At 39.2% G+C, this 13,302-nt stretch carries 11 protein-coding genes; 2 read left to right on the plus strand and 9 right to left on the minus strand.

Annotated features, from left to right (window positions below):
- The first annotated feature begins 78 nt into the window (after positions 1–78).
- Entirely contained in the window at positions 79–483 is a 405-nt protein-coding gene (locus AB1Z56_RS20055) for a Dabb family protein (protein WP_309365210.1), read from the plus strand.
- Here the strand turns inward: AB1Z56_RS20055 and AB1Z56_RS20060 are convergent.
- Genes AB1Z56_RS20060 through AB1Z56_RS20085 form a run of 6 tightly spaced genes read right to left on the minus strand, consistent with a single transcriptional unit; the run spans position 476 to position 6,715 of the window.
- The gene (locus AB1Z56_RS20060) at positions 476–1,804 is read right to left on the minus strand and encodes a DUF58 domain-containing protein (RefSeq protein WP_426789955.1); all 1,329 of its coding nucleotides are present in this window, start codon (positions 1,802–1,804) and stop codon (positions 476–478) included. The genes AB1Z56_RS20055 and AB1Z56_RS20060 overlap by 8 nt on opposite strands.
- On the minus strand, positions 1,804–2,793 hold the full coding sequence (locus AB1Z56_RS20065) for an AAA family ATPase (protein ID WP_309365206.1): 990 nt from the start codon (positions 2,791–2,793) through the stop codon (positions 1,804–1,806). The genes AB1Z56_RS20060 and AB1Z56_RS20065 overlap by 1 nt, the downstream gene beginning before the upstream one ends.
- Entirely contained in the window at positions 2,790–3,983 is a 1,194-nt protein-coding gene (locus tag AB1Z56_RS20070; RefSeq protein ID WP_426789956.1) for a DUF4350 domain-containing protein, read from the minus strand. Before AB1Z56_RS20070 ends, AB1Z56_RS20065 begins: the two co-directional genes overlap by 4 nt.
- Positions 3,980–4,858 (minus strand): DUF4129 domain-containing protein, encoded by an 879-nt coding sequence (locus AB1Z56_RS20075; RefSeq protein ID WP_309365203.1) that lies wholly within the window; start codon positions 4,856–4,858, stop codon positions 3,980–3,982. Before AB1Z56_RS20075 ends, AB1Z56_RS20070 begins: the two co-directional genes overlap by 4 nt.
- Positions 4,851–5,762 carry an ABC transporter permease gene (locus tag AB1Z56_RS20080; RefSeq protein WP_309365201.1) on the minus strand — a complete coding sequence of 304 codons (912 nt, stop codon included), beginning with the start codon at positions 5,760–5,762 and terminating at the stop codon, positions 4,851–4,853. Before AB1Z56_RS20080 ends, AB1Z56_RS20075 begins: the two co-directional genes overlap by 8 nt.
- Positions 5,753–6,715 carry a stage II sporulation protein M gene (locus AB1Z56_RS20085; protein WP_309365199.1) on the minus strand — a complete coding sequence of 321 codons (963 nt, stop codon included), beginning with the start codon at positions 6,713–6,715 and terminating at the stop codon, positions 5,753–5,755. The genes AB1Z56_RS20080 and AB1Z56_RS20085 overlap by 10 nt, the downstream gene beginning before the upstream one ends.
- A gap of 115 nt (positions 6,716–6,830) precedes the next feature.
- Between AB1Z56_RS20085 and AB1Z56_RS20090 the strand changes: the two genes are divergently transcribed.
- A complete protein-coding gene (locus AB1Z56_RS20090) occupies positions 6,831–7,562 on the plus strand; it encodes an RDD family protein (RefSeq protein WP_309365197.1) in 732 nt (243 codons plus the stop codon).
- A gap of 289 nt (positions 7,563–7,851) precedes the next feature.
- Here AB1Z56_RS20090 and fabD read toward each other — a convergent pair whose 3' ends face one another.
- The 3 genes from fabD to AB1Z56_RS20105 form a co-directional block, all read right to left on the minus strand.
- On the minus strand, positions 7,852–8,742 hold the full coding sequence (gene fabD / locus AB1Z56_RS20095) for an ACP S-malonyltransferase (protein WP_309365195.1): 891 nt from the start codon (positions 8,740–8,742) through the stop codon (positions 7,852–7,854).
- A 217-nt stretch (positions 8,743–8,959) separates the two neighbouring features.
- A complete protein-coding gene (locus AB1Z56_RS20100) occupies positions 8,960–10,189 on the minus strand; it encodes a M16 family metallopeptidase (protein ID WP_309365193.1) in 1,230 nt (409 codons plus the stop codon).
- A 177-nt stretch (positions 10,190–10,366) separates the two neighbouring features.
- The gene (locus AB1Z56_RS20105; RefSeq protein ID WP_426789957.1) at positions 10,367–13,204 is read right to left on the minus strand and encodes an outer membrane beta-barrel protein; all 2,838 of its coding nucleotides are present in this window, start codon (positions 13,202–13,204) and stop codon (positions 10,367–10,369) included.
- Positions 13,205–13,302: the final 98 nt, after the last annotated feature.

Raw genomic sequence — 13,302 nt, forward strand, 5'->3', positions numbered from 1 at the left:
TTATACGACATTCATAGCCATTGGTATTTGTAAAATCACGAAGGTTTTGTATCTTAATGGTCCTAAACCGTTCTAATCATGAAAAGACGCAATTTTCTTCTAGCACCTATGGTGCTCATCACTGCCCCAACATGGGCAAATACAGTTCAATCAGATGAGGAAATCCAGCCCAGCACTATTGTTCACGTTGTTAATTTCTGGCTAAAAAAAGATCTCAGTGAAAAAGACAAAAAGAATTTCATCGGATTTTTTGAAGAACTTCGAAAAATTGAAGTAATCAAAACATTGAACTATGGGATTCCTGCAAAAACCAATCCGCGTCCGGTCGTCGACAATAGCTTTGACTACACATTGATCGTCACTTTCAAAGACCTTAAAGATATTACTATCTATGAGACACATCCAATTCATTTAAAGGCTATCGAAAAATATCAGCATCTTTGGACAAAAGTAATGGTCAAAGATACCTCCATCATTAAATAAGGCCGCGTGCCTTAATTTCCAGATATTTATTGATGGAGTTGATAGTCAGATTTTCAGGTGCGGTATAAATTGTCTGAAACCCGTTGCGAATCAGTTCTTGTACGATAAGCTGCTTCTCATAGATAAACTTTTCAGCAATGACCTGATTATAGATGTCTATTGTTTTTTTGGGCGTACTCTTCGCTAAATCCTCTATTTCCACATTTTTAAAGACCACAACGACAATAATATGGCTCTTATTCAACATTGACAGATAATTGATCTGCCGTCTTAAGGAATCTAAGGTTTCAAAATTTGTATAGACAAAAATCAGCGAACGCTTGTTAATATGAGCATTGGCATAACTATATAATCTTCCAAATTCAGACTCTTCAAATTTGGTCGACACCTGGTATAGCGCCTCCGAAATTTTGTGCATTTGGTTATTCCTTTTTTCCGCGGCTATAAATGCATTGATATCTTTTGAAAAGGTCAATAATCCCGCACGATCCTGCTTCAAGATGGTCGCATTGGAAAGGACAAGTGCAGCATTAATAGAATAATCCAATAAGGTTAGACCGTTGAATGGCATCCGCATTGCCCGACCTAAATCAATAAAGGAATAGATCGGCTGAGATTTCTCCTCTTCATACTGATTGACCATTAGTTTTTTTACTTTCGCTGATGCCTTCCAGTTCATGTGCCTATAATCATCGCCCTGAACATACTCCCGCACGTGATCAAATTCCATGGCTGAACCAATACGTCGAATGCGTTTTATCCCTAGCTCATTTAACCGATTGCTCGTTGCTAAAAGCTGATATTTTCTCAGCTGAATATAGGATGGGTAACAAGGTATCTCCTGTTCCTGATTGGTAACAAACCTTCTTTTGAAAAACCCAAAACGCCTAACCAAAGCCATACAACGACCAAACTGATAGATCCCCCGCTGTGTCGGCCGCAATGAAAAAGAGATTTCCGAATGCTGAAAGGCAAGTAAACGGGACTCAAAATCCTTATCCCGAATTTGGAGCTGCACTGGAAACTCCTCCAAAATATCCACTTTCGTTGCAAATGGATAAAAAGAGCTCACAATTAGCTTCATTGGATTTTCATCTCCATTCGACAATTTCTCTGGATACACCCTTGCGATTTCAATTCGTCCCTTTCCTGAAAACAAGACTATAAAATCAAAAGCCAACACAGCCAGCCATATCCAAAAAACAATCCAAGCCACAATCAACAATCCTTTAATAAAAAAAGAAAATGTGAAGAGTGTCGCTATACCCAATAGCGAGTAGAAGAATTGATTCGTTAGAAAGAGCTGCCTTAGTTTCTTCATTATCTTGGAATTTCTACAGAATTAATGATTTGATCAATAACGTAAGCAGTTGTAAAGCCTTCCATTTCTCTTTCTGGAGTCAACATGACTCGATGACCAAGCACTGCAGCTGCCACTCTCCGGATATCTTCAGGAGTAACAAAGTCTCTTCCGCTCACCGCTGCCGAGGCCTTCGCCGATTCCAACAAAGCAATAGAAGCTCGAGGCGATGCACCCAACGTCAAACTTGGATTTGTTCGTGTCTTGATAATAACCTGTGCAATGTAAGTCAGCAGCTCCTCATGCACAAAAATAGATTTGATCAATTTCTGAAATTCTAAAACTTCTGCTGCCGACACAACAGCTTGAACCTGATCCTCTTTATTCAGCGCCTTTTGCGCATGATGCTCCTTTAATATTTCCAGTTCCTGTTCAAGTTCAGGATAGTCCACATTGATCTTAAACAAGAAGCGATCGAGCTGAGCTTCCGGCAACCGATAGGTCCCTTCGTGTTCGATAGGATTCTGCGTTGCAAAAACAACAAAGGGGGCAGGCAATCGGTAGGTTGTTCCATCTACCGAAACTTGTTGCTCTGCCATACTTTCAAAAAGTGCAGCTTGGGTCTTTGCTGGAGCACGATTGATCTCATCGATTAAAACAATATTTGCAAAAATCGGCCCTTTACGAAATTCAAATTCGTTGCTTTTCAAATCGAGTATAGACGATCCCGTTACGTCCGAAGGCATTAAATCCGGTGTAAATTGGATCCGTTTGAATTCACTTTGAATCGTTTTGGCAATCAATTTTGCCGATAATGTTTTTGCTACTCCCGGCAGCCCTTCGATCAAAGAATGGCCTGAGGCCAAGATGGAGATCAGGAGCATGTCAATCAACTGATCCTGTCCAACGATTACTTTTTTCACCTCCGACTTTACCTGAGCCATTTTATCGAATAAAACCGAGACATCTATTCGGTTTTCAAAAGATATATATTTATCGAAGTCACTCATATCATTTTTGCTTTATGTTTAAACTCTTCTATCGTATCATTAATCAATTTAAGATCAGCCAAGTCATGTTGTTTAGCATCTTGCATACGGGCAATTAGCTTAATTAAAGACTGTGTCTCCACAAGGGAAACTCCAGACCGCTCAGCCAGTTCTTCGCTGAATTCATCTTCCCGCAATGTTAGCGTATCCAAATGAAACCGGATCCGAAGATCGTGAAGAAAATAATCTATTTTTTTTGCGACCATATTTCCTGGCACACCATTTTCATAATATAAGGTAGCGATAGTTCCGCAAAACTCCTTCGAAAGATTAGGTTCCGGGGTCACAACCGCCACTGCTCGCTGCTCGCGCTTACTTCGAAAGACGAGCAAAAGGATCAGTCCGCCTAACAAAACATACCAAGCTTGTCGAAGACCATCATTGGTCAGCAATACCCGCAGAGGTGTCCTATATTGGTCTATATTCGCCTTAAAATCATACCACGCAAGTGGCTTATCATTTAGGTGGGATAAAGACTTAGCAACATAAGCATATTGCGACGCGGAATTCAGCAAATAATAATTTCCAAATAAATCTGGAGTCAGGTGCAGATAGAAAGTTCCTTTACCGAATTGAACCGCCACAAAGTTAGGCAGCGCAAATTCCTTATAGGTGATTGCACCCAGAATAGTCGCATTTTTGGGAAGTTTACTGAATACTTCACCAAGATCTGATTTACTGTAATGAATTTTATTGTTATCGTTCATCAACCGCACACGCAGCTGGGCTTTTATATCTACACCTTTTTTATAACCATAGAAATTGTCGACTTCCAAATCCAGAGAATCCAACAGATAATGATCAATGTCCTCGGCTACAATCATGGCTTTCCCACCTCGATTTACATAATCCAGCAACTTATCTTCTGCCGCTTCGCCCATCGAAAAATAGGATGTGTAAAAAAATAAGTTAGCGTCTGTTTTCTTTACGCTGTCTAGATATTCATATAATGGACGCTCAATGGTTGTATTCTTTTGATCAATGATATGCTTCAATTCTTGACGCAGGACATAAGCTCCAAAGGGATTTTTGTCCTTTGCATCAAAAGTCCGATTCCAGATAATAGGTTTCTTACTGGTTGCATCGATAAGACCAATTAGCACTAAAACAACCCCCAATAATATCAATCCAAATTTTACCGATCCCTTCATTTAATTTGATTTTGATATTGGTGAAACAATTCCTGATATTGGTTAAAATTAACCTCTGTTAATTCAAATTGACCAAACCAGACATAATCAAATATTCTCGTACATTCCAAAAATCCACGACGAAGTTCCTCGTTTTGAATCTCTTGTGCAAATTCAGCATTTGTTTTGCTCTGCTTCCACTTTATATGATCTGTTCGCGCCAATTTCTGAATATTCAACAACTGTAGATAGCGGATTCCCAAAGCATAATTCTTTTGTGCAACAGCCTCCTGAATATAAGGGTCAAGATTGCTGTTCATCAAATTTCGCTCTACATAGGCTAAAACGTCAAGTTCATTCTCCTCCTCATTATGCTTGATAAAGTATTGTTTTCTATTATAGAGCACTTTATACAGGATAAATGCCAGTGCTATGACAGCCAAAAATGCAAATACATACCCAAACTCTTCCCGAAATTTATAAGGATTATCTGGCATAATACTGCCTAGCCAATCGGCGAGCCGGGCAAGGATTCGCTGCAATGCCCCGACCCGATCTTTAATATTTTCGGAATAGACAAAATCGTCGGTCTCGTAGCGTTTGATAATATCCTGATAGGGATCCATCTTAAATGAACGTTCTTCGGTATATTTTGGAATCGAGTCAAATAATGTAGGGTCCCATAAATCAATTTCGTCCTTCTCCTGCTGTCCAATAGGCGACTTTACTGTAATAGAGTCAATGTGGACAGAATCTGCTCCCACTAAGGTTGAATCTATCCGTACATTGAGCGAATCGATCCTATCGCTATTGGAATCCGTGTTTCTTGGCTTGGGATCACAGGCATAAAAAACCGATAAACAAACAATGCAGAAAAAAGATAAGAGTTTATTCACCTTTTCCTCCAATCTTCTCGATCATACCATAAATACGCTCACCAAATTTGAGATCCTTTGCTGTTTCATAAATAATACCGTTGGCCAAAACGCCAGACATGTACAGAAATAGGGTAAATAAGGTAATAAATAAGCCGCCCAGTGTCATCAGCAATTTCCCCCAGGATGAATCAAAAAAGGCAGCATCTATACCCAAGAAATTGAATGACAGAAGCCCCATGATAATCAACGGCACGATAGAAATCATCATGACAGCCATTTGGAAGATAAAATTCACAATGTAGGTAGCAATACCGTATTGGATCAACTTTTTACTTAGCATGACATAGGCATCTGTAAAACAGCTCCCCAAATCCGAATACCCTTCCCGATAAAATAGAAAAGAGCAAAACAACCATATGCCGACCATTGAGCCCAATATGCCGATGGCAAAACTTCCAATGAAAGGGATAAAAGCACAAATCGCAGCAACGATTGCCAGTGGAATAAAGACAACGATTAAAGCTAATATCATCGCAATCAAAAACATAAAGTATTTACCGAGGTTCGATCTGAAATTTTTGAAGACTTCCGTGCCTGAAAATGCGGTACTTTTACGCTCTTTTAGCAACATAAAATACTCGATAGAAATACCATAAACGTACAAACCCAAGGCAATCAACGCCAAAATGAGCAATCCAGCCCAGGTAAAAGCGTCTATGTCTTCAAAAGAGTCGCTATTGGCAGAAAAAGTGATTTTTGTAGAAAGAAAATAGTAAACTAAGGCAATCCCCGCTAGTGGTACCGCAGATAACCCAAAAATAGTAGAAACAAAGTGTTTATAGATCAATTTAAAAAGATCTATGAAACTTTGAATAAAGTCCCCTACCTTCCGTTCTTTTTGAAATTCAAAGTCTATTTCCATTGAAATCTTTTTGCTAGTCGATAAGGATTAATAACATAAAAATAAAGGATAGCCAGTAAGGATAAAACAATAATCAATAAGCATAACCAAATTGATACATTATAATACCTTGTTACAAAACCTTCCAATGTACCGGCAATAATAAAAAAAGGAATTGTACTGACTAGAACTTTCATCGCAATCTTTGCCGTACGGACAAAAGACGTCAAACGTGTAAATGATTTTGGGAACAAAATGCTATTACCGATTGCCAATCCACATCCCCCTGCCACAATGATGACGGAGATCTCAATGGTACCATGAATCCAAATTGCGGACATAGCTTTCCCCATGACGCCGTACTGAAAGAACATCTGATGAAAGGCACCGAGCATAATGCCATTGCTAAACAGAACGTAACCTGTCCCCACGCTGAGAAATAACCCAGCAGCAAAGGCCATAAAAGCAACACGTACATTATTAATCGTAATCCAGATTGCCGATCCAAAGTTGCTACCCTTTCCATATACCGCAGCAGGATCTCCCGCTTTTATACTTTCTATAGTCGAATCTACATAGTAGTCACCTAAAATGAGACGAATAAAGTCGATATCGTACACGGACGACAAAAAGCCAATAACAGAAGCCAACACAAAGATTAAGAAGGAATACAACAAAGGCCGACGAATCGACCAAATCGCCTGTGGTATCTCTTCATTGATAAATGATTTGAACTTATTATTGGAAGCTTTCTGATCCTTATAAATCTTCTGATGTGCAGTCACCGCCAATTCATTCAAATACGCTTTTACCTTACTTTCGGGGTAAAAAGTTTGCGCATAAGCCAGATCATTTGTGAGCTCAATATAATTTGAGGCCAGCTCATCTGGATCAACCTGCATATTAATTGACAAATTATTTTCAATTAACGTCCATTTTTCTTTATTTCGTTCTACAAATGATGCTTCTCTCATTAATTTTTTTAACTGGCTGAATCAAATATATGAAATATCCACGATTGAAAAGCACAAATCGGAGCTAAAATGACCTAGATATCCTATATTGCCATTGAATTCAAATAATTTACATATGAATAAGCTTGAGATAAATACAGCACAAAATGTGAAAATTGAATATAATCTTGCCAGTCTTGGCTCAAGAATGATCGCATTTGCAATAGACTATTTCATTATAGTCTGTTATTATTTCTTTTGCTTTTTTCTGTTGGACAGCATAAATATCAAAAGTGGTGATCCCTATCTGTTTTATGGGATTATGATGGCATTAACCTTACCTGCTTTTTTTTATACATTGATTACCGAAACTGCTTTTGGTGGGCAGACAGTAGGCAAGAAAATCATGAAAATAAAGGTTGTCAAACTCGACGGCTCACGTGCCAACTTTTATCAATACTTATCCAGATGGAGTCTATCTATTGTAGATATTTGGATGACGATGGGTGGTGTTGCCATTACTTCTATCGTTTTATCCAAAAATGGTCAACGCATCGGAGATATTGCAGGAGAAACTTCTGTTATCAGTCTCAAGCCTACCTTGAAATTGAGCGACACAATCTACGAAGAGACTTTCGACAATCATCCAATTCTATTTCCTCAAGTTATCAAATTGAGCGACAAGGATGCAAATTCGGTCAAAGAGATCTATCAAACAGCTTTTGACAGAAGAGATGTAGGTATTTTAACCGCTTTGGTACAACGTCTTGAAGCGGTTATGGAAGTCAAACATCCTGAAAAAATGACCCCAAATGATTTTGTTTTGCAGGTCATGAAAGACCATTATAGTATGTTTAAGGACAAATAGCCTTAAAACATCTCACTTACCAACTTCGCTATTCACACGGATCTTGAACGTATATTGTTCGGAGATTAAACGGTGTTTGTTCGGTCACAACCGAAGAAGCACCGAACAAGCACCGAACAAGCACCGAGCAAGCACCGAACAAAGGGTGAAAGAAGTCGCTACTTGATACGCTCCTTGTTACCAGAAAAACCCTTCAGTTATTTTGTTTTCAGCATAAAAAAAAGTCGGAAGAAAAATCTTCCGACCACGAATGGATCATACGATCCTTTTTTTATACCGAATCCTATCCTTAGGCCGTTACTGAAGCCGCAGAAGTCTGTACCTGACGATCGACTTTCTTTACCAATCCTTGCAATACATTGCCAGGGCCAACTTCTACAAAAGCTGTTGCGCCATCGGCCAACATATTTTGTACGGTTTGGGTCCATCGTACAGCACCAGTCAATTGCGCAATAAGATTCTCTTTAATAACTGCTGGATCTGTTTGCGGTTTTGCATCTATATTTTGGTAAATTGGGCATCTCGGCGAAAGGATATCTACAGCTTCAATAGCCGCTTGCAATTCCACTTTCGCAGACTCCATCAATGGAGAGTGAAATGCACCACCTACATTTAATTTTAATGCTCTCTTAGCACCAGCTTCGGTCAACAAAGCACAGGCCTTGTCCACACCTTCAATAGATCCCGAAATAACCAATTGCCCAGGGCAGTTATAATTCGCTGCCACCACGACTTCATCAACTTGAGCACAGATGTCTTCTACAACAGCATCTTCCAGCCCTAATATTGCGGCCATCGTTGAGGGTTGAAGCTCGCATGCCTTCTGCATCGCATTGGCACGTTGTGCAACCAATTTCAGGCCATCTTCAAAGCTCAATGCGCCGGCCGACACCAAAGCTGAAAACTCACCCAGTGAGTGTCCTGCAACCATATCTGGCTGAAAAGACGCCCCTAGGGCTTTGGCCAAAATGACCGAATGCAAGAAAATAGCGGGTTGGGTTACCTTCGTTTGCTTCAATTCCTCGTCTGTTCCGGAAAACATAATATCTGTAATGCGGAATCCCAAAATATCGTTGGCTTGTTCAAACAACGCTTTTGTCTCATCATTTAAATTATACAGGTCTTGTCCCATTCCAACAAATTGGGCTCCTTGACCGGGAAATACATATGCTGTCTTCATCCTATTATTGTTTATTCATCATTTGTTTATTATCATAGGTATTCATACCACCTCAGGCAGTCAATGGTTGAGAAGAACGAATTCCCCTAAGCGCAAACTTAGATAAATTGCTTTTTATATGCAATACAAATTCATTTCAGCCAGTTATTATTCCCATCGTCAGCCGGTCGATCCAATACTATTTATTTCTTATGAAGGAAAACACGGTGTTTCAAATTCAATCTTCGGGAACAAAACTAAGCGACAACATTTTCTTAGGATCAAATACATCTTGTGCTATTTCCAGCAGCTCTGTACTAGTTAATCCCTGAATTTTTTCAATTACTTCGTCCAATAAGATGACACGATCATAGTCCATCACGTTTTTAGCAGCAGAGATAATCATACTCATACGGTTCTCTTCGGTCAAAGCAATCTGCCCTATAAATTTCTGCTTCGCCTTTTTTACAGCGGTTTCGGATAGTGGTTGATCGCTCAATTTCGCAAGTTCTTTAAAGACGAGTTTTTTAGCTTTTTCAACTTTTTCCTCATCAGTACCGAGGTAAACACTAAATAACCCTGTATCTGAAAAAATAGTATAATTAGATTCAATGGTATACGCTATTCCATATTTCTCCCGTATGGAAAGATTAAGGATAGATCCCATTCCCATTCCACCCAGCATATTATTTAAAAGCAGTAGCCCTGTCTTTCTGTCATCACGATAACTGTAGGCTAAGGAACCGAGCATATAATGCACCTGGTTGATTGGCTTACTGACAGCAACATGCTGTTCAATAAGTGGTCTAACATCATTGCGAAGACGTTCTATCGTATTTGAAGGCACCGTCCCGAACACTTTGTGCAATAATCGCTCAACTTCTTTAAGGGTATAATTGCCCGTGATACCAATGACCATTTCATTTGTATCATAATTTGTCCGCATAAAATCGACGATATCGCCCTTTTGTAGTGCGAGAAGCTGATCTTCCAATCCGAGGATATTATGTCCCAATCCGGAACCCTGAAATATAAGATCTTCGAAATCGTCAACGATTGACTCTTCTGGACTATCCAGGTAAGAAGCCATTTCATCCACAATCACGGATTTCTCCTTATCCATTTCTATTTCGGGGAAAGTGGAATGAAAAAAGATATCTTCAAAAAGATCTAACGCACGATTTAAATAAGGCTGAAGAATAGAGGCATGTACACAGGTATACTCTTTCGTCGTATAGGCATTTAAATCTCCGCCAACGGATTCCAAATGATTTATAATCTGTTGCGTAGAGCGCCTTTCAGTACGCTTAAATAAAAGGTGCTCAATAAAATGGGCTACACCATACTTTCCAGCAGACTCGTCCCGAGACCCCGCGTTGATGACCATGCAGACATGTGTAACCGGTAAATTTTGATATTGAAATACTACGCGTATTCCGTTTGAAAGTCTAATAATTTCGTATTCCATGCAGTACAAACTTGCTGTAGCTTCTTTTAAAATCTTACATTTTTTGCCACTTTGCTCAATCTTCGAATCATAGGGGCACATGAAGTCATCACAAAACTAGGCATTTTTAAACGCAAAACGGTCATAGCGAAATCACTATGACCGTTTTTATATCCTATAGCAATAAGATTATTCAAATTACATGCGCGGAGGTCTCATTCCGCCCGGAAATCTATTCTCTCCTTCAGGGTTTCCCATCGCAAATTTTTGGAATTTATAGGTAAATAAAATCATAAAATATCGACCCAAACGGTTGGTACGGCTATCTGTAATCATAGACTCACTCACCGTTCTTGAAACATTCGTTTGCTGATTTAACAAGTCAAATGCCTGTAGACGTACAGTACCACGTTGTTGACTCAAGAACTTCTGCTCCAAGTAGGTATTTATGACGAAAGGATTTGCATTAATGCCGGCTCCATAACCACTGTTGAATTGCTTGGATAGATCCGCTCCGAAAATGGTTGTTTTTGTTATGTTAACAGAGCCAATCAATGTTGGTGTCCAGGATGAGACATTCGTCGTACGATTTGTCAATGAATTCTCTGTATGATTAAATTGGTAGCGTACCCCTGGATTGATTTCTAGGTTCTCGGAAGGATTATATCTAAACATTAAACCTTGATTTAATACAATATTCCGGGCGATGTTCTTTTGACCTACGTTATCATCTTTCTCTGTGGAAACATATCCAATATTTTTATTGTAAGACACACCACCCATTAACATAATATTATATGTTTTTTCTTTCAGTGATTTACCATAATGATAGAAAGAACTCACATTAAATGGCTTATCGCTTGTTTCATTCAAATAGCGGGTTTCAGAAACTAACGTTGAATTTGTTTGGCCAGTTTGATAATCCATTAAATCATCAAAATAGCTTTTGCTCAAGCTCACAATCTTGTTGTTAGTCAAACCGGCATTAACGAACGCAAAGAAGTTGTTTCCCTTTTGAAAATCATTCTTACGGAATCGTACATTCAATTGATGGCTAAATTCCGGATTCAGATTGGCGTTACCGATTACAATACTCGTGCGGTTTGTACTCATATCAAATGGTAAAATCTGCGTAACAGAAGGTTCATTCGGTGTTCCCGAATAATTGACAGAGATATTGGACTGTCTTGAAAATTTATATTCAAAGCGGGCAATAGGCATCCAGTTCATATTATTACGATGAATTGGCACAACCAAACCCGAACTGATCGCATCACCTCTTAATTGAGAAGGTTGAGCTGCTGCTCCAATAGAATAAGTTATTTTATCACCACTATACAAATAGTTTGCCCCTATTTTATGTGTTGTGAAGGAGTAATCATAATTGTAATCGAAATTCAATTTGGGATCCTCAGCAATTAAGTTTCCATCCCGATCAAACCCTTGTTGTTTGTTCGAATTGTCATACTTATTTTTGTTAAAGTCATAGGTAAATTCCACTTTTCCCTTTTCAGAAACCGGTTCCGTATAATTCACCGAAGCACCACCATTCCAACTTTTATTATTTGCTTCAAGAATCGTCTTTTCATAAATTGAATCTAAGGGAGCATTTGCATTGTTGGGATCAGCCAATAACCTATCTAAAATTGCGTTCTGATCTTTTGTGGTTTTTGCGTTGTTGAAGTTCATGTTTACAAAAACATTTCTTCCCTTATCATTAAATTTATGATTATACAACCCGCTAATCCCAAATCGGGGTGCAGTAGAATTCGCAACAATATCTTGTGCCTGTGAATTATTAAATACGCCACTACGGTAAGTGAGGGAATTAGTACCCGTCGTTACATCGCTATTGTCGTAACCAAACTGCGGCGAAATTTTGATATAATCTTTCGTTGTAGGCTTCCATTCCACATTTGCTTCAAAACGATGACTTGCTCCCACCGTATTGGAATTAGATTGGACACTATCCGTCTGCATGATATTAGGTAGTGTATTTTCCTGAAACCGTTGCGAAAGTGTTGTATTGTTGCTATGGCTATAACTGTAACTACCGTAAACCGTCAATTTATCACTAAAGTCTTTCCGGTAATTCAGCCCAATAGAACCAATTTTAGTTAAACCGTCAGACCCACCAAACATGCCGCCACCGCGACGGCCACCGCCACCCTGGCCACGACGCGCACCACCACCTACAGTACTAAAATCAAATAATGGCGCATTGGTATTATTCAAATTTCCCAAAACAGAAATTTGCTCCCCTTCACGCATTCCCATCCACATACCCGTAGCCTGATAGCGATCTTCTGTTCCCACCCCTGCCCGTAAGGTAGTCATATGTCCCGTATTGTATTTGGGGTCAATTTGAATATTGAGCACTTTTTCCGAATCGCCCGTTTTATTACCGGTAACATTGGCCATATCACCGTAATCATCAATTACCTGCATCTTTTGGATAATATTTGCAGGCAAATTCTGTGTAGCTGTCTTTACATCCCCGCCAAAGAAGTCCTTACCATTAATACGAACCCGCTTTACGGATTCCCCTTGTGCCGTCACATTACCGTCTTTATCAACTTCTACCCCTTGCAGCTTCTTCAAAGCATCCTCGGCAACTGCCCCATCACGTAGTTTTAGATCTTTCATTGTATATTCCAGGGTATCACTTTTCACAACAACCGTAGGTACGCCATCGACAACAACTTCTTGCAGCATCTGTGAGTTCTGCTGTAAGGTTAAACTTGGAATTATATACTTTGACTCGCCTTTGGGAATACTAAATTCTTTCTCAAAACGCTCGAAGCCTAAGTTTGAAACGGTAATTTTAAAGGTATCGGCTTTGATCTTATCAAAGATGAAAATCCCAGCCATATTGGATCCTGTAGTCATAGAATCCGACTTTGACGTCAGTTTAACTGTTGCCCCGGCAACAATTCGATTCTTATCGTCTTTCAGGATTCCCTGTACACTCTTCGTCTGGCCATAAACGGTCCATCCCATCAGCATACTAAACAAAAAAAGCATAAAGCCTCTCATAATACGTATTTTTATATTTCTATAATTGATAAATCTTTGACTCTAAAACTATTGCTCAAGTTTAATTTGAAACAACATGGCCTAGACAAGAACAAACT

This window comes from Sphingobacterium sp. WOUb80 (assembly GCF_050058145.1).
Classification (GTDB): domain Bacteria; phylum Bacteroidota; class Bacteroidia; order Sphingobacteriales; family Sphingobacteriaceae; genus Sphingobacterium.